This window comes from Sphingomonas sp. M1-B02 (assembly GCF_026167525.1).
Classification (GTDB): Bacteria; Pseudomonadota; Alphaproteobacteria; order Sphingomonadales; family Sphingomonadaceae; genus Sphingomonas.
Genome location: NZ_CP110679.1, coordinates 3,041,282 through 3,062,790, shown reverse-complemented (window position 1 = coordinate 3,062,790; position 21,509 = coordinate 3,041,282). Strand labels below are relative to the sequence as shown.

Here is a 21,509-nt window from a genome sequence, read left to right as displayed (position 1 = left end):
GCCGCCCGGCTCAGCCGGCAACGCGCCCAAAGCTGCCGGGCGGCGCGTCGCTGCGCAGCCAGCCGGTGATCGAATAGCGCAAGCCGTAACAGAAGGACGACACCATCCCGACGCTATGATCCTGGGGGACACCGAAAATGTTGAGCGCATTGAAAATGGGGCGATAGGCCTGCTCGATATCGTGCTGTTCGTCGAAGAACTGCAGATAGCCGCCCCAGTCGCGCTCCCACAATTTGGTGAAGTTGAGCACATAGGCCGCCACGCGGTGCCCCCCCTCGTCCAGATCGCTATGCGATTTCAGGAAGTTGCCGGAACGATACAGCGTGGCCTGGGCATCCGCCCATTTGATATCGGGCCGCCCGGTCAGCGTCCGGAAGAAATCCAGCGAAGCCGGTGAATTGAGAAACTCGTAGGCCGCCAGGATGGGCGCCGGCTTTGCCGTCGGCGTGAAGTAGGTCGAGACCATCGGATAGAATTGATACAGGAACTGATATTGCGTCCGGGCGCGCTCCTGAATGCCATGCAGCATCTGGTTCAACTGCGCCTGGCTCAGCGTCGCGAGATATTCCGGCGGTAGCTGCTCCACCTTGCTGCCGACATTGTAGACGAGCCACCAGGGGGTGGCCGTGCTCAGCACGTCGTGGATGCGCTCCGCGTCCGCGGGAACGAAGAAGTCCCGGACCTGCATCCGGCGGCTCGCCTTGAAGGCGTCGGCGAGTACCGCCGGATCATGGGCGGGATTGATCCTGATCACGCGCAACCTTGCTCCACATTACCCGACGATTCTTCCGAATCGAGAACGTCTCTATTCACGCCTTGGGCGGACAAAAAAAGGGCGGCTTCTTGCGAAGCCGCCCCAATTTTTCACACGAGGCTCAGCTCAGAAGCTGACCCGCGCGCCGACGCGGAAGTAGCGGCCCATGATGTTCGGACCACCCCACGAAGGGTTGAACTGGAAGATGTGATATGCGGCGCTCGGATCGTAGACGGGATCGATCCCGAGAACGTTCAGCACGTTCGCATAGATGGTGAAGTTGTCGCTCACGCGCTGGCTCAGCGACAGATCGACGTTCCACTGGGCCTTCGCTTCGCAGAGCACCGGGGTGGTGCCGTCCTGATAGGTCGAGATCGAGTTACCCAGGCTGCCCAGGCAGTCGCCCTTGACGCCGCCGTAATCGACCGAGGCCAGATCATAGCCGTCCGTGTAGTAAGCCGTGACCGAGCCGGTGAAGCCGCCGACTTCGACGGTGTTCTGCCAGCTGCCACGCCACTTCGGCGCACCCGAGCACGACGTAACGTCGCAGGGGCTGAGCGTGCCGTCATACCGCTGCACGTTACCACCGATCGTCTTTTCGAACTTCATCAGATAGGATGCTTCGAACGAGCTGTTGAACGTCGCGCCCAGGAAGGGGAACCGAACGTTCGCGCCCAGATCGATGCCCGACACGCGCTGCGAGTCGTTGTTCTGGAACGAATATTCGATGAAGCCGAGATGCGGCAGAGCGTTCGGGAAGTTGATGTCGGGCACGCCCGGCAACACGTTGAGGCCCGGGATGTTCACTACGCCGTTGTTGGCATAGTAAGCGGCCTGCACACCCGAATAGTCCGCGCCGCCGATGATGTCCCGGACTTCGATGTTCCAGTAATCGACGGTGAAGCTGACGTTACGGATCGGCTCGAAGATGCCGCCAACAGTCCAGCTGGTCGACTTCTCCGGATCCAGCGAAGGATTGCCGGTCGAGGTCAGACCGACCGGGAAGCCGGCCGTGGCATAAGCGTTGCCGCCATGCGCAGCGATGAACGCTGCCTGTGCCGGATCGTTACGATTAAGCGTGAACGTAACATATCCGGTTGTCGGCAGGCCGAACGCTTCGTTGAACGAAGGAATACGGAAGCCCTTCGACCAGGTACCACGAACCGCGAGCTGCGGGATCGGGGTGAACTTGGCACCGAACTTCGGCGAGAAGTTCGACTGGCCCGACGAATAATCGTCGTAACGGCCGCTTGCGCTCACCTCGAGCTGATCGAAGATCGGCGCCGAGATTTCGTAGAAGGCCGACTTCACTTCGCGGCTGCCGACTGCACCGACCGCGTTGATCACGAAATAGCGATCGTACGGGGTCTGAAGGTTCTCCGGGTTTGCCGACGGGTTGTCGATCGACTCGTGACGATAGGCAACGCCGGCTGCAACGCCGAGAGCACCACCAGGAAGCTGGAACAGTTCCTTCTGGAGCGTGGCCGAAACCTGCCACAGATCGGACACCGAACGATTCTTACTGAGCGGCGCGACGTAGTCACGAACCGCCTGCGTGTTCGCGGCCGGATTGGAGAAATTGTACTGGCCACGTGCCGCTGCATTCCACAGACGCTGCGGAATGACGACATTCTCGTTGATCACGTCGAGCTGGACCTGCGACGCGCTGGCTTCGACTTCGAAGCCCCATCCGTCGCCGAACGTGCCGCTGACACCCATGGCCGCACGAAGGCTGCGTCCCTCGGTGTTGAGCCTGCGCTCACGGTCATAGGTCTGAAGAACCTGCGCGCGCTGGCCGGCAGCGGCGAAGGGGTTCTGCGGGTTGAGCGTACCGTTGGCGGCCGTGCAACCCGTGTTCAGGTTCGTCAGGCTGCCCTGGCCAGCGGCGCAGACATAGACCGGCAGAAACAGGTTCGACGGCTGGGCGAAACCTTGCGGATTCGGCGTCGGAAGGCTGCCGGTGAAGCCGCTGGGGGCGGCGGTGGTGGCAGTCTTCACCTGGTAGTAGTTGCCCGCGGCGTAGAACTCGATGTCGTCGCCGAGCTTCGCCGTGAACCGACCCGCGAAGCCAAGACGCTCCTGCTCGGGCTGGAGCTGGGAGTAGGTAGCGCGCGCGTCGAGGCTGCACTGAAGCGTGCCGCCTGCGGTTGCGGTGCCACCCTGGCCGTTCAACGGAACCTGGATCGGAGTCAGATCCCGGCAGCCGGCCGCGGTGTTGAGCAGGCGGAACAGCTGGCCAGGGACCGCGGCGCCGGCGGCGTCGACCGGACGGACGCTTGCAACCGGGGTTGCAGACGTACCGTTATAGGTGAACGGATACAGCGTCGGGCTGATCGCAGCACCGGTGTTCGGCGTGAGCGCGTTACGAACGCCGTTCGCCTGGCAGACCTTCGAGCCCGACGGGAACAGTGGGTTCTGGCCGTTTGCCGTGCCGCAAACCCGGCTGAGGTCAGAGGTGTTGAACGGATAGCCGCGATCGCGCGCGTACAGGGCTTCCTGGCGCTGATATTCGCCGTTGACGTAGAAGTTGAAGCCCTGTTCGTCGAGATTGCCGTAGCCGTAGGTGGCGTCGAAACGCTGCTCGGCCGCGTCACCCTGCTGCGAGATGCCAGCAGACGCGTTCAGGTGGAGACCCTGGATTTCCTTCTTCGTGATCACGTTGACCACGCCGGCCACGGCGTCTGCGCCGTAGGTCGACGATGCACCGTCACGAAGGATTTCGATCCGGTCGATGATCGCGTTCGGGATCGTGTTCAGATCGACGAAGTTACGCGAGCCGTCATCCGCGAGCGGATACGGCGCCATGCGCAGGCCGTCGAAGATGGTCAGGGTCGACTGCACGGTCAGGCCGCGCAGCGAAACCGCGTTCGCGCCGGTCGCGAAGTTCGAACCGGTGTTCCAGCCCTGCGTGATGTTGCCGGCGCCGTTGGCCGATACGCGCTGCACTGCTTCGGCAACGGTATTGATGCCGCGCTGCTGCAGCGACTCTGCGCTCATCACCGTGACCGGCGAAGGCGTTTCGGCATTGGTGCGACGGAACAGCGAGCCGGTAACGACGATGTCGCCGCCGGTGTTGTCCTGGTTCGACTGGGTGGTCTGCTCGTCCTGCGCCGTGGTCTCGGCGGGCGAGTTCTGCGTGCCCGGCTGGCCGGCGGCGTCCTGCGCCACCGCGGGCGCAGCGAACAGCGTGCCGGCGAGAACGAGCGCCGAAAGCGCCGTGCCACCGCGCAGACCGCGTGTGATTTGCGTCTTGGTCATGAAATTCCCTCGCTTTTCCGAATCATGTCGCCTTGCGACAGACCCGGGGTGTCTCCCCGCTCTCCCCTCGCATGCGCAGCACGCAGGTCGGGCAAAGCTTGCGATGCTGGATGAAGGCGGGCCTGCTCGCTGTAAAGCGGGCATTCAGGTTGGGCGTCCGCCTTTTGGAGGGACTGTAGCTAAAAAGACACAAGGTGGGTTGTATTGTTGCGCAGCAGGGCGGCGCATTGTTAAATTATGTTGCAGCGCGAAATTGCTGCATCATTCTGCGACTGGCATCGGCCCTGCGACAAGCAACGGATCGATCCGCGCATCGCGCCACTTCATGCTCCAGTGCAGATGCGGACCCGTCGCGCGACCGCTATTCCCCACCGCGCCGATCGGCTGGCCGCGACGGACGTGCGCGCCCAGCTTCACGTCGATCCGCGACAGATGCACGAACGCGCTGTTCAGCCCCATGCCATGATCGATGAGGATCAGATTGCCTTCCAGCGTGAAGGGCGCGGCGGTGGCTAGCACGACCACGCCGTCCGCGGGGGCCAGCACCGTCGTGCCGGTGGGGCGGGCGATGTCGACCCCCGAATGGAAGGCGCCGGGTTCGCCCGCATAGATACGCTGCGAGCCGAACATCGTCGAGATGCGGCCCGTGACCGGCCAGAGGAAGTCCTGGCGCCACCCCGCCGATTCGCCTTGCATCGCTCGGGCGGCGCTGATCTGCGCCAGCTCGGCGGGCCGGCGGCGCTGGAATTCGGGCTGGGGCACCGGATATTTGGGAAGCCGGTCGAGCCGCGAGATCGCCCAGGCGCGGGGCGCGATGGTGAGCTGCTGGCGGATTTCGCGGCCGTCGCTCAAGCGGGCAACCAGAGTGGCGCTCGGCCCGGCATCGCGATCGAAGGCAATCAGGAAGCGACGATCGGGCGCGATCCGGACCGGGACTCCGTCCAGCGTGAGCAGGGTGGCACCTTGCGGCGCGGTGCCGAGGACGGCGCCGCCCTGCATCAGCGCGCCGTCGATCGCGAAGCGATTGGCGCTGGCGGTCTGGGCCGTGGAAGCGGCGGGCGCACCCGAGGCGGCGCCGACAAGCCCCAAGGCGACCGCCAGGAAAGAAGCGCGGACCAGGCTCACACGCCGTGCAGCGCTTCGGCGGCCAGCCGGGCGCTGGCATAGGCTTCCTGGCGGGATACGCTCCAATAGCGCAGCTCCTCGAGCGGGATGCGCTCGCCGCTGACCGCGCAGGCGACATGATCGCCGGGGGCGAGCACGCGGAAGCTGTTGGCCATATAATGGAGCCGCGCGGCGCGGGCGGAGTTGGACATCAGCATCGTCAGGCCTTTCTGGTTCAGGTTGGAGTCTAGAGCAAGCTTGGCTGCTGGGGCTTGACTGGAGGGGCGGGCTTGCCGGGCGCGCGCTCCACCTTGGCATCGACCGAGCCATCGATGAAGTGGAGCGTGACCGCCTGCGCGGCGCGGGCTCCCTCGGCGGTGGCGACGACCTTGTGCGTGCCGCGGGCCTCGACCCAGGCATAGCCCTTTTCAAGGGGGCGATTGGGGTGGACCAGATCGAGGTGGCGGCCGACGCCTTCGAGCCGCTGGCGCGCGGCGGCGAGGCGCTGGTCGAGGATGGCGGGGCGCAGCGCGCCGGCGCCGCGATCGAGCTGCGAGCGGGCGACGCCGACCCGGCGCTCGAGCGCGCGACCGAGCCGCCCGGCCAGATCGTCCATCTTCTGCCGTTGCGGGCCGAGCAAAGCGTCCCGGCGCGGGAGGATGCGGACGAGCGCGCCCAGACGCTCGCTTGCCCGCTCCTGATAGCGGCGAGCACAGCGCTCGGTACGCAGCGCCAGCGTGGCGACGGTGTGGCGGACGTCGGCGAGCACCGGCACGGCGATCTCGGCGGCGGCGGTGGGGGTCGGCGCGCGCAGATCGGCGGCGAAGTCGGCGAGGCTGGTGTCGGTCTCATGCCCCACGGCCGAGATCACCGGGATCGTGCAGGCGGCGATGGCGCGGACCACCACTTCCTCGTTGAACGCCCACAGATCCTCGATCGAGCCGCCGCCGCGCGCGACGATGAGCAGGTCCGGCCGCGCGATCTTGCCGCCGGGCTGGATCGAATCGAAGCCGCGGATCGCCGCGGCGATCTCCGCCGCCGATCCCTCGCCCTGGACCTTCACCGGCCAGACGAGGACATGGCTGGGGAAACGATCCGCCAGCCGGTGGAGGATGTCGCGGATCACCGCGCCGGTGGGGGAGGTCACCACCCCGATCGTGCGCGGCATATAGGGCAGCGACTTCTTGGCAGAAGCTTCGAACAACCCCTCCCCGGCCAGCTTGGCCTTCAATTTCTCGAACAGCGCCATCAGTGCGCCTTCGCCGGCGAGCTCCATCCGCTCGATCACGATCTGGTAGCGCGAGCGGCTGGGATAAGTGGTGAGCTTGCCGGTGACGATCACTTCGACGCCGTCCTGGGGCGCGAAGGCCAACGCCGCCGCCGCGCCGCGCCAGATCACCCCGTCGATGATCGCATCGGCATCCTTGAGGCACAGATAGGCATGGCCCGAGGCGGCGCGCTTCCAGCCCGAAATCTCGCCGCGCAGCCGGACATGGCCGAACTCGCCCTCGACCATCCGCTTGAGCTTCGACGAAAGTTCGCTGACGCTCATCGCGGCCGCGTTGTCCCCCGGCATCTGCTCGGCTACGAGCCGCCCCGTCGGGGAATCGAAGAAGGGATCGGGCATGAACGTCCTGCTACTGGGATCGGGGGGCCGCGAACATGCGCTCGCCTGGAAGCTCGCGCAATCGCCGCTGCTGGGCACGCTCTACGCCGCGCCGGGCAATCCGGGAATAGCCGAGCATGCCCAACTCGCCGAAATCGCGATCGACGACCATCGCGCGGTGATCGATTTCTGTCGGCGCAATTCGATCGGCTTCGTGGTGATCGGGCCCGAGGCTCCCCTGGTGTCCGGCCTCGGCGACAATCTGCGGATGATGGGGATCGGCGTGTTCGGGCCCGACAAGGGCGCGGCGCGGCTGGAGGGTTCGAAGGGCTTTACCAAGGATCTGTGCCTGCGCGAGGGGATACCCACCGCGGGCTATGTCCATGTCCGCTCCTGCGCGGGCGGAGTCGCGGCGCTGGTCGATTTCAGCCTGCCGGTGGTGATCAAGGCCGACGGGCTCGCCGCGGGCAAGGGCGTGACGATCGCTTTCTCGCACGCGGAAGCGGTGGCGGCGCTGGAGGCGATTTTCGCCGATGCAGGCGGCAGCGCGGTGATCGAGGAGTTCCTGGAGGGCGAGGAGGCCAGCCTGTTCGTACTGACCGACGGGACGACGATCGTGCCGTTCGGATCGGCGCAGGATCACAAGCGCGTCGGCGAAGGGGATAGCGGGCCGAACACCGGCGGGATGGGCGCCTATAGCCCCGCCCCCGTGCTGACACCCGCGCTGGAGCGGATCGCGATCGACACGATCGTGCGCCCCACGGTGGAGGCGATGGCGCGGATGGGATCGCCTTATTCGGGGGTGCTCTATGCCGGGCTGATGCTCACGCGCGTCGGCCCGAAGCTGATCGAATATAATGCGCGGTTCGGCGACCCCGAATGCCAGGTGCTGATGCTGCGCTATCAGGGCGACCTGCTCGAGCTGATGCTGGCGACCGCGAAAGGCGAGCTGGCCGGACGCCCCGATCCGGTCTTTTCGGACGAGACCGCGCTCACGGTGGTGATGGCGGCGAAAGGCTATCCGGGCACGCCCGAGACCGGCGGCGCGATCCGCGGGATCGACGCGGCGCAGGCGACCGGCGCGCTTGTGTTCCAGGCCGGCACGCGGCTGGACGGCGAGACGCTGGTGGCCAGCGGCGGGCGCGTGCTGAACGTCACCGCCACCGGCCGAAGCGTAAGCGCGGCGCAGGCGGCGGCCTATCGCGCGGTGGACGCGCTGGATTTCCCGAGCGGCTTCTGCCGGCGGGATATCGGCTGGCGCGAGGTTGCGCGCGAGGGATAGCCTCGCGCTAGGGCGTCGCCGTCGTCCCCAGCCACCCGTGCATCCGCATCCAGCTGGCGAAGGCGCCGAACCAGCCCGTGCTGGTGGTCGTCTTCGGATACATGCCGAATCCGTGTCCGCCTTGTTCGTAGAGGTGGAACTCGACCGGACGCTTCGCGGTCCGCCAGGCGTCGATCAGGCCATATTCGGGAGCGCCGAACAGCGGATCGTCGGCCGCGAGCGCCACGAACATCGGCGGCGCGTCCGTGGGCGCGGTCATCGCCGACAGCGGACCATAGATGTTGCCGATGAAGGCGGGCTTCGCATCCTGCCCGGCGAGCGTCGTCGCCATCGTCAGCATCGCCCCGGCCGAGAAGCCGACCATGCCGATGCGATCGGGCTGGACGCGCCATTCCTTCGCGCGACGGCGGATCAGCGCGAAGGCGGCGCGCGCATCGGCGATCTGCGGCGCAAGTCCCGCAATCGCCGCCTCGGGCGCCGGCCGCGGCGGGCGCGGGCCGCCTGAGAACATCGCGCGCATCGAGGCTTCGAAGCCCGGCATGTCCGCCGGCGTCTGGTTGAGCCGATATTTGAGCACGAAGGCCGCCACGCCCTGCGCGGCGAGTGCACGCGCGACGTCCCAGCCCTCATTCTCCATCGAGAGCGTCCGGAACCCGCCCCCCGGCGCCACGACGACGGCGGTGCCGGTCGCCTTGGCGGGATCGGGCAGGAACGGGGTCAGCGTCGCGACGGTGACGTTGCGGGTGAAGGTGCTGCCATATTGGCGATGCCAGGATTCGGAAGCAGTCGCGCCGGGCAGCGCGCCGGTGCCGAGCTCGATCGCGGTCGGCTGCGCGGGAGTGGCGATCGGCGTCATCCGATCGTCCTGCGCCTGCGCGGCCGGCGCGAGGGTCCAGGCGGTTGCGACCGCGGCGGCCGTCAGCGCGGCGCGCACGCGCTTCGCCCATGGCAGTTCCTGCCGCCTGCTGCTTTCGTTGCGCATCGCGATTCTCCTTTCGGGGTGGGAAATTATTGGATTAGCGAGACGGCGGAACCGACACGCCGGCATCGGTCTGGACCACCGGCTTCATCAGGCCCTCGGGCGTGTATATGAGATGCTCGACGGTGACGGCGCGGCGGCCGATGGCACCGTTGAGATCGCCGATCGTCAGCGCGGCATTGTGCAGGAACAGATAGGATTTGCCTTTGAACGCGGCGATGCCGGGATGGATCGTGAAGCTGTATCTGCCCGATCCGGTCAGCTCGCCGCGCGGGGTCCAGGGCCCGCGGATCGAGGGCGCGGTGGCATAGGAAATCTTCTCGTCGCGATGCGTGGATCGATCGAGCGAGGCATAAGTCAGATAGTAAAGCGCGCCGCGCTTGTGGAGCCAGGGGCCTTCCTCGAAATGCGGCGGGGTGATCTCGGTGATCGGGCCATCAATCTCGATCATGTTGGGCTTGAGCCGGGCGATATAGCATTGGCGATTGCCCCATGCGATCCAGCTCGTCCCGTCATCGTCGGTGAAGATGGTGGGATCGATATCCTCCCAGCTGTGCGTGCCCTTGGGGGTCATCTGGTTGGTGATGAGCGCCGAGCCTTTTGCATCGATGGACGGGCCGGTGGGCGAATCCGACACCGCGACGGCGATCGCCTTGCCGGGATGGGTATCGTCATGCTCGACCGCGGCGTAGAACCAATATTTGCCATTCTTGAACGTCGCCTGCGCGGCCCAGGCGTCCTTTTTGGCCCACTTGAAGTCGGCGACCTTCAGGATCGGGCCGTGGTCGGTCCAATGCTGCATGTCCGTCGTCGAATAGACCAGCCATTCGCGCATGTTGAACATCTCGTCGCGCTGCGCTTCGTCATGGCCGACATAGAGATAGAGCCGATCGCCGACGACGAGCGGTGCCGGATCGGCCGTGAACTTGTCCCGGATGATTGGGTTCGAACCTGCCGGCGCACCCGGCGCCGTCTGTCCTGCGGCGGGCCACGAACATGTTAGCGCTAACATCATCAGGCAAATAGCCAAGCGGCCCGTCATCATCCCCCCGTGCATTCTCTATGATTATGCGACGGATGATAGCCCCGGCGGCGACGTCGTCAACAGGCCTGCGGCAGACCCCAGTCGTGATTGATACATGATAACATCACCATTCATCCGGGAGTCATATCCGTCGCGCAACAACTGGACCATGCCGCCGGCAAGGCGGGGTGCCATAGGGGAGAGACTCATGTCGCGTTCCGCCTTGTTGATCGGTTGCTCCGCGCTCCTGCTGACCTCCGCCGCGCCGCCGCCTGCGCCGCAATCCCGACCGACCGCACGCCAGCAGGATCGCCATTCGCCGGTGCGCTGCGTGGCGGGCGCGGGCGCTTATGGGCGGACTGGGGCCTATCCCGCGCAGCCGGGATATGCGCCGCCCCCGCCCCCTGCGCCTCCGCAATCGGCGCGGCGCGACAGCGTGACGGCGCACGACATGGCGGCGCTGCCGAGCGCAGAGGTGCGGGTCACCGGTGCGAAGATCGGTGGCGCGTACGCACCGCCCGTCTATGGCGCGCCCGGCAATCGCGAGCGCTATGACGGCAAGGAAGTCGCATCGATCCGGTCCGTGCTCGCAGCCCCCGTCTCCACTTTCTCGGTCGATGTCGACACCGGCGCCTATGCCAATGTCCGCCGCATGCTGACCCAAGGCGCCGAGGTGCCGCCCGAAGCGGTGCGGACCGAGGAGATGATCAACTATTTCCGCTACGATTATCCCCGCCCGACCAGCCGCGACGTGCCGTTCAGCATCACCACCGATGTTTCGCGCACCCCCTGGAACCCGGACACGCGGCTGATGCGGATCGGCCTTCGCGGCTACGATGTCGATGCGCGCGGACGGCCGCCGGCGAACCTGGTGTTCCTGGTCGACGTATCGGGATCGATGTCGAGCGCCGACAAATTGCCGCTGGTCAAGCGCGCGCTGACGATGGTGGCGGATCGGCTGACCCCGCGCGATCGCGTATCGATCGTCGTCTATGCCGGCGCGGCCGGAGTGGTGCTCGAGCCGACGTCGAGCAAGGACTATGTGAAGGCGGCGCTTTCCTGCCTGGAAGCGGGTGGATCGACCGCGGGCGGCCAGGGCATCCAGCTGGCTTATTCGGTGGCGCGCGCCAATTATGTGCGCGGCGGGATCAATCGGATCCTGCTGGCCACGGACGGCGATTTCAATGTCGGCATCAGCGACAACAAGGTGCTGGAGGAGCTGGTCAAGAAGAACCGCGACGACGGCATCACGCTGACCACGCTCGGCTTCGGCACGGGCAATTACAACGAGGCGATGATGGAGCGCATCGCCGACGTCGGCAACGGCAACTATGCCTATATCGACAGCGCGATGGAGGCGCAGAAGGTGCTCGACGACGAGCTCTCGGCCACGCTCTTCACCATCGCCAAGGACGTGAAGGTCCAGGTCGAGTTCAATCCGGCGCAGGTGAAGGAATATCGGCTGATCGGCTATGAGAATCGCGCGCTGGCCGAGGAGGATTTCGCCAATGACGCGGTGGATGCGGGCGATATCGGCGCGGGGCATCAGGTGACGGCCCTATATGAGCTGGTGCCCGTGGGCGCGCCGGGCTGGACCGCCGAGCGGCGCTACGAGGGCAATCGCGCCGGGGCGCCCGCCGGGCGCGGCGGCGAGCTCGCCTTCGTCAAACTCCGCTACAAGGCGCCGGGCCAGACGGCGTCCAAGCTGATCGAGCGCGCGGTGCCGGCCGGGCTGATGCGGACCGCGACCATGCCGCACGGCGATATGGCCTTCGTCACTTCGGTCGCCGCCTTCGGGCAGCGGCTGCGCGGCGACAAATATCTGAACGGCTATGGTTATGCCCAGATCGGGGCATTGGCGGGCAGCTCGGGCGATTATTGGCGCAGCGAGTTCGGGCGGCTGGTGCGGCTGGCGGAAAGCGGGCGGCCGGCCCCGCGATCGACCGACTGAGGGAATCGAGTCGCTGGACGCGCCTTCATCCGGCGCTATGGCAGTTGTGGAAGTTCCCCAATAGCTTAGCGCCGGGAGGGCGTGCATGAATCAACAACTGCCTGCGCCGACCCCCGCGGCGATCCTGAACGGCGCGCCCGTCTGGTTGACCGTGCCCTTCGTGCTGATCGGCATTGCAGTGATTTGCGGGCTGCTGATCCTGTGGTGGGGCACGCACCTCGCCAATCGCCGCCGGCGGATGCGCGCGGAGCTCGAGGATCGCGGCGAAGCCCATTATGACGGCGATCCGCCCGACCCCGCGACGATGGCCCCGCCGTCCCCGGCCGAAGCTGCGCCGGCTGTCGCGGAGCAAATCCCTCTCGCAGACGAGCCGATTGCGGCCGCGGCGGCATTCGACGCCTCGCCCGCGGCGCTTGCGGCGTCGGAGCCCGCGCCCGCCCTTGCCGCGGACGACCTCACGCGGCTGAAGGGCGTCGGCCCGCGGCTGGCCGAGAAGCTCCAGAGTGTCGGCATCACCAGCTTTGCGCAACTCGCCGCGCTGAGCCCGGCCGAAGCCGACGCGCTCGACGCGCAGCTCGGCAGCTTTCAGGGGCGCATCCACCGCGATCGCTGGATCGAGCAAGCGGGCTATCTCGCGAGCGGCGACACTGCCGGCTACGAAGCGGTGTTCGGGAAGCTTTAGGCTTCGCGGACCAGCAATTTGTCGATCTTGCGGCCGTCCATGTCGACGACCTCGAACAGCCAGCCCTGCTCGGTGAAGGTCTCGCCCTCGTTGGGAAGGCGCTTGAGCACCGCGAGCGCGAGCCCGGCGACCGTCGCATAGTCGCGGTCTTCGGGCAGATCGATGCCGATCCGCTCGGCGAGCGCGTCGGCGGGCATCTGGCCCGAGACGAGCAGCGAACCGTCTTCGCGGACGATCAGCGCGCGATCGTCGTCGGGATCAGCGTCCGATGCGAAATCGCCCGCGATCGCCGCGAGAAGGTTCGCGGGCGTGACGATGCCTTCGAAATGGCCATATTCGTCGTGGACTAGCCCCATCGGCACTTCGGCGCGGCGCAGCGCCCCCAGCGCGTCCATCGCATCCACCTGATCGGGCAGGATCGGCGCACTGCGCATCAGCCGCCGCAGATCGAGCGTCTCCCCGCGGAACAAGGCCGAGACGATGTCGCGGGCCTGGACGACGCCGATCACCGAGTCGACCGACCCCTCGGTCACGGGCAGGCGGGTGTGCGGGGTGGCGAGCAAGGCGTCGCGAATGCCGGCGGCGTCGAGATTGACGTCGAGCCAGTCGACTTCGGTGCGCGGCGTCATCACTTCGCGCACCGGGCGATCGGCCAGGCGGACCACGCCGGAGATGATCGAGCGCTCATGCTCCTCGATCACGCCCGACTTGCTCGCCTCGGCGACAATCAGGTGCAGCTCCTCGACCGTGACGCGATTTTCCGATTCGCGCTTGAGGCCGATCAGCCTGAAGATGCCCGCGCTGGTCGAATCGAGCAGCCAGACGATCGGCGCGGTGACCCGGCTGAGCCACAGCATCGGCAGCGCGACGATCGCGGCGATCGGCTCGGGCGAGCGCAAGGCGAACTGCTTGGGCACCAGCTCGCCGATGATCAGCGAGGCATAGGTGGTCAGCCCGATCACCACGGCCAGTGCGACCGTATAGGCATGTTCGGGGCTCACGCCGAGCATCTCGATCCGCTGCGCCACCGGCTCGCCCAGGCTCGATCCCGAATAGGCGCCGGCGACGATGCCGATCAGCGTGATGCCGATCTGGACGGTGGAGAGAAATTTGCCCGGATCCGAAGCGAGCAGGATCGCAGTCGCGGCGCCCTTATGCGTGCGCGCCAACCCCTCCATCCGCGCCGGTCGTGCCGAGACGATAGCGAGCTCCGACATCGCGAAGACGCCGTTGATCGCAACCAGCACGAGGATGATCGCGACGTCGATCCAGGGAAAGGGGTCGGCCATGTGAGGCGCACTCCATATCCGCAGCGGGGCCCGCTCTACAACCGTTCAACGCACAAACATGTCGGTTCGCAGGCGGAACAAGCGCGCCGAAAACCGGTTCCTCCCACATGGTTCGAACAAGGAGGAGAGATTCCATGGGCATTTCCATGAAGGCGCTGGTCGCCGCGGCGCTTGCCGCCACCACGCTGACCACGGCCTGCGTCACCGATCCGGTCACCGGCGAGCGGCGCATTTCCAAGGCGGCGATCGGCGGGGTCGGCGGTGCGCTGGGCGGCTATCTGCTCGGCGATATCGTCGGCGGCCGCAACGATCGCACCGAGAAATTGGTGGGCGCGGGCATTGGCGGCCTCGCCGGCGCCGGCGTCGGCCTGTACATGGACCGCCAGGAGCAGGAGCTCCGCCGCCGCACCGCGGGCACCGACGTACGGGTGATCCGCCAGGGCGACGATCTGGTGCTCAGCATGCCCGCCGGCATCACCTTCGCCACCGACCAGTCGAACGTCCAGCCGCAGTTCCGCCCAACGCTCGACCAGGTCGCGGACGTGCTGAAGCAATATAACCAGACCTATGTCGACGTATATGGCCACACCGATTCGACCGGGGCCGATTCGTACAACCAGGATCTGTCCGAGCGGCGCGCGGCGTCGGTTGCGGACTATCTGTCGATGCGCGGCGTGCAGAGCGCCCGCATTGCCACGCGCGGCTTCGGCGAATCGCAGCCGGTCGAGACCAACGAGACCGAATCGGGCAAGGCGGCGAACCGCCGGGTCGAGATCAAGCTGGTGCCGGTGACGCAGAACGACATGGGCTGAGGCAGCAACCAGCAGGATCGAACCTACCCCCACCCCGGCCTTCGCCGGGGTGGGCAATATCCGTCGGACCCAACGCTGTCACAGCCGACGCGCCTTGAAAAAGCCGCGCAGCAACTCGCCCGCTTCGGCTTCGCCGATGCCGGGGTAGATTTCGGGGCGGTGGTGGCAGGTAGACTGGGCGAAGAAGCGCGGGCCATGCTCCACCGCCCCGCCCTTGGGATCGCTCGCGCCATAATAGAGCCGGGCGATTCGGGCATGGGCGATCGCGCCGGCGCACATCGCGCAGGGCTCGAGCGTCACCCACAGATCGCAATCCTCGAGCCGATCGCGGCCAAGCAGGCGGGCGGCCTCGCGGATCGCGAGCATCTCGGCATGCGCGGTCGGATCGTGGAGGGTGCGCGGCGCATTGGCTGCCGTGGCGACGATCCGCCCTTCGTGCACCACTACCGCGCCGACCGGAACCTCTTCCGCAGCGGCGGCACGCGTCGCAGCGTCGAGCGCGACGCGCATCGGTTCGGGGAGCGGAAACATGGCGGAGGGCTTAGCCGCCCCGCCACGGTTCGTCACGCCGGCGCAGCGGCAGACTGTTCGGGCCGCAGCACGGTCCAAAGCGCGAAGGCGGCGCCCGGCAGATAGCCCAGCACGGTCAATCCACACGCGATGAGGAATTCCCGACCGGGACCGCGGGCAAGATAGGTGCCCAGCGGCGGCAGCAGGACTGCCGCCGCAAGGCGTCCCGGGCTAGCCTCGCTCATCGTGCCGCGGGCGTCGGGCTGGCGCCCGGAGCCTGGCGCACTTCGATCGTCGGCAGAGTGACGGTCGCGTTCTTCATTTCCACGGTGGGCACTTCGACCGAGGTGTTGGTCGATCCGATCCCGACCGAGCCGGTCTCCGCGCTGAACTTGGGCAATTGGCCGCCCTTCGCGTCGAAGGTGACATCGGGCAGGCTTGCGCCCTGTTGCTGCTGGATGTTGAGCATGCCGAGGCTCATGAGTATGACGACTGCAATGGCGATGAGGCCAATCAGCACTAGAATTCCACGCATGTCTTCATCTCCCCGAATTGAATCGCTTGCGTAATATACGCGCGACCAACCACGCGGGTTGCGTGGGCACAAGGGGATTTCGTGGGCGAATCGGTTGACGCACCGGCTCATAGGCGGTATCGGCGCGACCTTTCCGGCACCAGGGATGTCTTGGGCCAAACTCAGGATTAACAGCGATGTCGCGCATTTGCGAGCTGACCGGCAAGGGCCGGCAGGTTGGGAACAACGTCTCCCACGCCAACAACAAGACCAAGCGGACCTTTCTGCCCAACCTGCAGAATGTGACGCTGATCTCCGACGCGCTGAACCGCAGCGTCAAGTTGCGCGTCTCGACGCACGGCCTGCGTTCGGTCGAGCATGTCGGCGGCCTGGACAATTGGCTGCTCAAGACGAGCGACGACGATCTCTCGCTGCGCGCCCGCCGCCTGAAGCGCGACGTGCGCAAGGCCGGCACCGCGACTGCTGCCGAAGCCGCTTAAGGCGTCTTCGCCGGCTCGGGCAGATCGAGCCGGAACTTCAGCAGGAGCGATTGCTCCCATACCTCGCCATTGTCGTCCGAGGCGATCCACAGGATCGTCTCGGCGCCTTCGCGTGTGAGCGCCAGCGCCTCGAAATTATCGTGCAACAGCGGTCGTTCCAGCGTCGCCAGCTCGACCCCCGTCACCACCGCACCGGGTGCTGCCTCGCGTAGATCGACCAGCGTCAGCTTCGCGGTGAATAGTCCCGGCACGCTGAAGCGGCGATTGAGCACCAGCAGGCGCCCGTCGGGCAGCTCGGCGACGTCGGTCGGATCGTAATCCGCCGGCGGCACATAGCCGAAGCGCTTCGGCGGCAGGCGGGTTTCGGTGGGATCGCCCGCGAAGACCAGGAGGAAGCGCGCATCGGGCCGTCCCCGCGGATCGCTGCTCTCGGAAATCACCACGAAGCGTCCGCTGCGCAGGCGGACCATCGATTCGGGCCCCCCGCCCCGATCCCACCGCGCCATCGCCGCGGGGCGCGCCTGCCGCTCCGCCGCCACGAAATCGCGATCGTAGCGCCAGATCGCGTTGCGGTTCTCGAAGCCGACCCAGACCTTGCCCGTGGCAGGATCCCAGGCGAGCGATTCGGAATCGCGGTGCCGCTTCTTCCAGCCGGTGCCGGGTCCTGCGGGCAGATCGCCGAAGACGATGTCGAACGGCTTGAAGTCGGTGCCCATGCGGAAGCGAACGATGTTGCCGCCGTCGCTGAGCAGGGTGAAGGCGTCGCCCTCGACTCGCATCGCGGAGAAACCGCCAAAGGCCGGGTCGGGGCTCGTCAGCCGCACGCCGCCCAGATAGGTCAGCGCGCCGACATGTCGCCGCTGGGGGTCGCCCGGCTGGATCGCCACCGGCACGGCACGCATGCGCGGTTCGCTACCAAGTACGGGCCGCGATTGTTGGTCCGAGGCGGCGACGGTGAGCGACGCGATCACGGACAAGGCAAGCGATATGGGGAGCCGCATCGCCGCCGTCATAGCGGCTCGCCGCGGATCGACCAGCCCGCGAAGATGAACCTCAGATAACAAGCTGTTCAGCAAAGCCTCAATGGAACCCGGCTAGCTCGCGGATGTTCTTCGCGCATCGATTCCCTCGCGTAGCGTATCGAGGGTTGGGGGCTGGTCCTAGCGGATCGGCCCCCTTCGTATTCGTGGCTTGGCTGGGTTTGGCGCATCGGCGCGGGCGTGGCCGCCCGTTCGCCGGTCAGTACATATGCTGCCCGCCATTGATGCTAAGCGTCGATCCGGTGACGAACCCGCCCTCTTCCGAGCACAGGAACGCCACGCCGCGTGCAATCTCGCTCGCCTGGCCCAATCGGCCGACGGGGATCTTGGCAACGATCTTCTCGAGAACCTCGGGCGGCACCGCAGCGACCATGTCGGTATCGATATAGCCAGGCGCGATCGCATTGACCGTAACGCCGGCGCGCGCGCCTTCCTGCGCCAATGCCTTGGTGAAGCCGTGGATGCCCGATTTGGCCGCGGCATAATTGACCTGGCCGTATTGGCCCGCCTGGCCGTTGATCGAGCCGATATTGACGATCCGGCCCCATTTGCGATTGCGCATGCCGGGGAACACCGCGTGCGCCATGTGGAAGCAGCCGCCGAGATTCACCCGGATCACATCCTCCCACATGTCCTTGGTCATCTTCAGGATCGTGCCGTCGCGGGTGATGCCGGCGTTGTTGACCAGCACGTCGACCGGGCCGAGCTCGGCCTCGACCTTCGCGACGCCCGCGGCGCATTCGTCGAAATCGCCCACATCCCATTTGAAGCTGGCGATGCCGGTGCGCTCGGTGAAGGCGTTCGCTTTCTCCGCATTGCCGGCATAGTTGGCGGCCACGGTCATCCCGGCTTCCTGCAGCGCCAGGCTGATCGCCTCGCCGATCCCGCGCGTGCCTCCAGTGACGATCGCTACGCGTGCCATACTCATCCTCTCATTCGTTGTTCTAGGCGTTGACGCTACGCAGCGTCCGCCCAGCCCGCAAGTTCCCGGCGCAATATTGTTTGCAGCATCGCGATGCCGACGTCGCTGGCGTTGAGGCAGGGCAGATAGGCGAAATGGGTGCCGCCCGCCTCGACGAAGGATTCGCGACCGCGGATCGAAAGCTCTTCGAGCGTCTCCAGGCAGTCCGCGGAGAAACCGGGCGCGAAGATCGCGACGCGTTTGATCCCCTTTGCCGCCAGTTCTTCGAGCGTCAGGTCGGTCGCCGGCTCGAGCCATTTGGCGGGGCCGAAGCGCGACTGGAAGGTGACCAGCAATTCCCGGCCCATCGCTTCGCTGAGCAGCCGCGCGGTCTTCTGGCAATGGCAGTGATAGGGGTCGCCGAGCTCCAGCGTCCGCTTGGGCATGCCGTGAAAGCTGGCGATGACCGCCTCCGGCTCGAAATCGAGCGCGGCCAGCGACGCCTCGACCGAGGCCTTGAGCGCGCCGATATAGGCCGGATCGTCATGATAAGGCGGCAGCGTGCGCAGCGCCGGCTGCCAGCGCATAGCGGTCAGCGTGGCGAAGGCGACGTCGTTCGCGGTCGCCGTCGTCGCCGCGCAATATTGCGGATAGAGCGGGGCGATCAGGATTCGCTCGCAGCCCTGCGCCTTGAGCGCCTTCAGCCGATCGCCCAGCGCCGGATTGCCATAGCGCATCGCATAATCGACAACGACATCGGGCCCGAACGCGCCCTGCAGCGCCTGCGACTGTTCGCGGGTGATCGCGGCGAGCGGCGAACCGTCGTCGCGCCACACCAGGCCATATGCGTGGGCGGACTTGGCGGGGCGGGTGTTGAGGATGATGCCGCGAAGGATCGGCTGCCACAGCAAGGCCGGAATCTCCACCACGCGCCGATCGGACAGGAACTCGCCCAGATAGCGTCGCACCGAGCGCGTATCGGGCGCATCGGGCGTGCCGAGGTTGACCAGCAGCACGCCGATCCGCGGGCGCAGGATGAGAGGATGATCGGGGGGCGGGGTCATTCGATGTCCGACAAGAGAGGAAGACGGCGGAACCGTACACCGGTTGCGGCCTGAAGGGCATTGGCGATCGCCGGCGCGACCGGCGGCACCGCCAGCTCGCTCACCCCGCCCGGTTCGGCAACGCTGGGAATGATCTCGACGGTGATGTCGGGGGTGGTGCCCAGCGTGGGAAGCAGCAGCTGCGACAATTCGCGGATGTCGGACACATTCTCGCTGAACCCGGTCGAACAGCCGAGCGCGGCGGCCATCCCGAAGATCAGCCCGCCCTCGATCTGCTGCGTTACCAGATCGGGGTTCACCACCCGGCCGCAATCGACCGCGGCGACCAGCCGCTCGACCTTCACCCGGCGGTCGCTCGTGATCTGCGCCTCGGCCATCACCGCGATGTGCGATCCGCGGACGCTGTGGCAGGCGATGCCCTGACCGCTGCCCGATTGCCCGCCCTGCCAGCCGCCAAGCTGGGCCGCGACTTGGAGGCAGCGCGCGAGGCGCGGCTTGCCGCCCAGCATCGCCATCCGGAACGAGACCGCCTCCTGCCCCGCGACATGCGCGAGCTCGTCAACGAAGCTCTCGTTGAAGAAGCAGGTGTAGCTATGCGCGCCCGAGCGCCAATAGCCGGTCGGCACGCCGATCGCGGCGGGGTGGTGGTCGATCGCATAATCGGCGATGCCATAGGCCGGTTCGGCGCCCGCGACCGCGGACGGATCGCCGCTACCCCCGAGCCGCAGCCCCGTCGCAGCAATCGCATCGCCGGCCAGCAGCCGCTCGGCCAGCTCGCGCCCGGTCTCGGGCGCGGCTATCTTGGCGAGCCAGCCGCTCACCCGGCCGCGTGGATCAAGCCGCGCGGTCATTCGCCCGGCGGCGGCGGGGCGGAAGCGATCGTGGCGGAAATCCTCGCCGCGCGGCCAGGTGAGCTGCACCGGCCGGCCGATCTGCTTGGCAAGGATCGCGGCCTGCGCGGCCACTTCATGTTCGAGCTTCGCGCCGAACCCACCGCCGGCCATCGTCGGGTGGATGGTGACGCTCGCCTCGCTCACTCCCGCCGCCCGCGCCGCCGCGGCGCGCGCGAGCCCGGGCGCCTGCGTCGGCAGCCAGAGCGACAGGCGGCCGTCGGCAAAGGCGGCGGTGCAGCTCATCGGCTCGAGCGTGGCGTGCAGCGCGAGGCCGACGCGATACTCGGCTGCGACGACGCGCGCGCCGCGGAACTGCGCGGAAAGGTCTCCCTCGCGGGCGATCCTGGCGCCGGGACCCTCGAACGCCGCGCTGAGCGCCGCCTCGATCGTATCGTCGTTGACCACCTCGACGGGCGTCCGGAAGCGCGGGCGCATCGCGTCGAGCGCGCGATCCGCCGCCCACCAATTGTCCGCGACCGACGCGACCCAGTCCTTCGCGGTCACCACGGCGAGCATGCCGGGGATGCGATCGGCGGCGGGGCGATCGATGCGGACGAGTTCGGTGTCCCCGGTGGGCCCCATCCGGATCGAGGCGTGGACCATGTTGGGCAGGCGGATATCGGCCGCGAAATTGGCGCTGCCATCGACCTTCGACGGCGCATCGAGCCGAGGCAGCGACTGGCCGTAGAGGCGATTCTGGTCGCCGCTGCGCAAGGGGGGATCGTCGGGCGCCTGCTCGTCTGCGGCCTCCGCCGCGAGCGCGCCGAAGCCGAGCCGTTGCCTCCCCTGGGTGACGAAGCCGTTGACGGTCTCGCAACTTTCCCACGCCACCCCCCATCGCCGCGCCGCCGCCTTGCACAATAAGACGCGCGCGGCCGCGCCGGCATGTCGCAACTGACCCTCGAAATTGCGGATCGACGTGGAGGCGGCAGTCAGCGTCAGGCCGTTGCGCGTCGCCCAGTTGCGACGGATGCGCTCGGGGATCGGGCCCAGCGCCATTTCGAACAAGGCATCGGCAGCAAGCGGATTGGCGTAAAGCGGGTTGAGCGGCGCGGGCTCGACCCCGACGCTGGTCCAGACCGCGCCGAGCTCGTCGGCGACGATCTGGGGCAGCGCGGTATAGACCCCCTGCCCCTCCTCGCATTGCGGCACCGCGACCGAGACGTGGCCGTCTGTGCCGATCTTGATCCAGGCACCGAACAGAGTCTCGCCCGGCGCGGCGGTGAGGTTGGGCAGATAGGTGCGCGGCCACACGCCCCACGCCACCACCAGCCCCACGCCGACGCCGCCGCCGATCAGCAGCGTGCGGCGGTTCAGCTTCGGGGTCGGGCGGGGATTTACCATCG

20 protein-coding genes are annotated in these 21,509 nt (G+C 67.1%); 5 read left to right on the top strand and 15 right to left on the bottom strand.

Annotated features, from left to right (window positions below; all coding sequences use genetic code 11):
* Positions 1 to 10: 10 nt before the first annotated feature.
* The 5 genes from OKW87_RS14700 to xseA all read right to left on the bottom strand — a co-directional run bounded on the left by OKW87_RS14700 (position 11) and on the right by xseA (position 6,743).
* Positions 11 to 754, bottom strand: coding sequence for a 2OG-Fe(II) oxygenase (locus OKW87_RS14700; protein WP_265540644.1), 744 nt, complete (start codon positions 752 to 754; stop codon positions 11 to 13).
* Between the two features lie 126 nt (positions 755 to 880).
* Positions 881 to 4,012 carry a TonB-dependent receptor domain-containing protein gene (locus OKW87_RS14695; protein WP_265540643.1) on the bottom strand — a complete coding sequence of 1,044 codons (3,132 nt, stop codon included), beginning with the start codon at positions 4,010 to 4,012 and terminating at the stop codon, positions 881 to 883.
* Between the two features lie 261 nt (positions 4,013 to 4,273).
* Positions 4,274 to 5,137 carry a M23 family metallopeptidase gene (locus OKW87_RS14690; protein WP_265540642.1) on the bottom strand — a complete coding sequence of 288 codons (864 nt, stop codon included), beginning with the start codon at positions 5,135 to 5,137 and terminating at the stop codon, positions 4,274 to 4,276.
* A complete protein-coding gene (locus OKW87_RS14685; RefSeq protein WP_265540641.1) occupies positions 5,134 to 5,334 on the bottom strand; it encodes a DUF2093 domain-containing protein in 201 nt (66 codons plus the stop codon). The genes OKW87_RS14690 and OKW87_RS14685 overlap by 4 nt, the downstream gene beginning before the upstream one ends.
* 29 nt (positions 5,335 to 5,363) lie before the next feature.
* On the bottom strand, positions 5,364 to 6,743 hold the full coding sequence (gene xseA, locus OKW87_RS14680; RefSeq protein WP_265540640.1) for an exodeoxyribonuclease VII large subunit: 1,380 nt from the start codon (positions 6,741 to 6,743) through the stop codon (positions 5,364 to 5,366).
* On the opposite strand from xseA, the gene purD reads away from it, so the two are divergent.
* Positions 6,742 to 8,004, top strand: coding sequence for a phosphoribosylamine--glycine ligase (gene purD, locus OKW87_RS14675; RefSeq protein ID WP_265540639.1), 1,263 nt, complete (start codon positions 6,742 to 6,744; stop codon positions 8,002 to 8,004). The genes xseA and purD overlap by 2 nt on opposite strands.
* 7 nt (positions 8,005 to 8,011) lie before the next feature.
* On the opposite strand, the gene OKW87_RS14670 is transcribed toward purD, so the two are convergent.
* Positions 8,012 to 8,986, bottom strand: coding sequence for an alpha/beta hydrolase (locus OKW87_RS14670; protein ID WP_265540637.1), 975 nt, complete (start codon positions 8,984 to 8,986; stop codon positions 8,012 to 8,014).
* A 34-nt stretch (positions 8,987 to 9,020) separates the two neighbouring features.
* Complete coding sequence (locus OKW87_RS14665) at positions 9,021 to 9,998, bottom strand: glycoside hydrolase family 43 protein (RefSeq protein WP_265540635.1); 978 nt, start codon at positions 9,996 to 9,998, stop codon at positions 9,021 to 9,023.
* Positions 9,999 to 10,215: 217 nt separating this feature from the next.
* Between OKW87_RS14665 and OKW87_RS14660 the strand changes: the two genes are divergently transcribed.
* A complete protein-coding gene (locus tag OKW87_RS14660; protein ID WP_265540632.1) occupies positions 10,216 to 11,958 on the top strand; it encodes a vWA domain-containing protein in 1,743 nt (580 codons plus the stop codon).
* A gap of 85 nt (positions 11,959 to 12,043) precedes the next feature.
* The gene (locus OKW87_RS14655; RefSeq protein WP_265540629.1) at positions 12,044 to 12,640 is read left to right on the top strand and encodes a helix-hairpin-helix domain-containing protein; all 597 of its coding nucleotides are present in this window, start codon (positions 12,044 to 12,046) and stop codon (positions 12,638 to 12,640) included.
* On the opposite strand, the gene OKW87_RS14650 is transcribed toward OKW87_RS14655, so the two are convergent.
* Positions 12,637 to 13,929 (bottom strand): hemolysin family protein, encoded by a 1,293-nt coding sequence (locus OKW87_RS14650; RefSeq protein ID WP_265540628.1) that lies wholly within the window; start codon positions 13,927 to 13,929, stop codon positions 12,637 to 12,639. The two genes, OKW87_RS14655 and OKW87_RS14650, sit on opposite strands and share 4 nt — an antisense overlap.
* A gap of 134 nt (positions 13,930 to 14,063) precedes the next feature.
* Between OKW87_RS14650 and OKW87_RS14645 the strand changes: the two genes are divergently transcribed.
* On the top strand, positions 14,064 to 14,741 hold the full coding sequence (locus OKW87_RS14645) for an OmpA family protein (RefSeq protein WP_265540627.1): 678 nt from the start codon (positions 14,064 to 14,066) through the stop codon (positions 14,739 to 14,741).
* 78 nt (positions 14,742 to 14,819) lie between these two features.
* Here the strand turns inward: OKW87_RS14645 and OKW87_RS14640 are convergent, their stop codons facing one another.
* From OKW87_RS14640 to OKW87_RS14630, 3 genes are read right to left on the bottom strand one after another with little or no spacing between them, the layout of a single operon-like run.
* Positions 14,820 to 15,251, bottom strand: a complete 432-nt coding sequence (locus OKW87_RS14640) for a nucleoside deaminase (protein ID WP_265544143.1) — start codon at positions 15,249 to 15,251, stop codon at positions 14,820 to 14,822.
* A gap of 53 nt (positions 15,252 to 15,304) precedes the next feature.
* Positions 15,305 to 15,496 (bottom strand): YqaE/Pmp3 family membrane protein, encoded by a 192-nt coding sequence (locus OKW87_RS14635; RefSeq protein WP_265540626.1) that lies wholly within the window; start codon positions 15,494 to 15,496, stop codon positions 15,305 to 15,307.
* Complete coding sequence (locus OKW87_RS14630) at positions 15,493 to 15,786, bottom strand: hypothetical protein (protein WP_265540625.1); 294 nt, start codon at positions 15,784 to 15,786, stop codon at positions 15,493 to 15,495. The genes OKW87_RS14635 and OKW87_RS14630 overlap by 4 nt, the downstream gene beginning before the upstream one ends.
* Before the next feature lie 176 nt (positions 15,787 to 15,962).
* On the opposite strand from OKW87_RS14630, the gene rpmB reads away from it, so the two are divergent.
* Positions 15,963 to 16,265, top strand: coding sequence for a 50S ribosomal protein L28 (gene rpmB / locus OKW87_RS14625; RefSeq protein ID WP_265540623.1), 303 nt, complete (start codon positions 15,963 to 15,965; stop codon positions 16,263 to 16,265).
* On the opposite strand, the gene OKW87_RS14620 is transcribed toward rpmB, so the two are convergent.
* The 4 genes from OKW87_RS14620 to OKW87_RS14605 form a co-directional block, all read right to left on the bottom strand.
* The gene (locus tag OKW87_RS14620; RefSeq protein ID WP_265540621.1) at positions 16,262 to 17,266 is read right to left on the bottom strand and encodes an esterase-like activity of phytase family protein; all 1,005 of its coding nucleotides are present in this window, start codon (positions 17,264 to 17,266) and stop codon (positions 16,262 to 16,264) included. The two genes, rpmB and OKW87_RS14620, sit on opposite strands and share 4 nt — an antisense overlap.
* Before the next feature lie 238 nt (positions 17,267 to 17,504).
* A complete protein-coding gene (gene phbB, locus OKW87_RS14615; RefSeq protein WP_265540619.1) occupies positions 17,505 to 18,227 on the bottom strand; it encodes an acetoacetyl-CoA reductase in 723 nt (240 codons plus the stop codon).
* A 35-nt stretch (positions 18,228 to 18,262) separates the two neighbouring features.
* The gene (gene hemH / locus OKW87_RS14610) at positions 18,263 to 19,270 is read right to left on the bottom strand and encodes a ferrochelatase (RefSeq protein WP_265540618.1); all 1,008 of its coding nucleotides are present in this window, start codon (positions 19,268 to 19,270) and stop codon (positions 18,263 to 18,265) included.
* Positions 19,267 to 21,507 carry a xanthine dehydrogenase family protein molybdopterin-binding subunit gene (locus OKW87_RS14605; protein WP_265540615.1) on the bottom strand — a complete coding sequence of 747 codons (2,241 nt, stop codon included), beginning with the start codon at positions 21,505 to 21,507 and terminating at the stop codon, positions 19,267 to 19,269. The genes hemH and OKW87_RS14605 overlap by 4 nt, the downstream gene beginning before the upstream one ends.
* Positions 21,508 to 21,509: the final 2 nt, after the last annotated feature.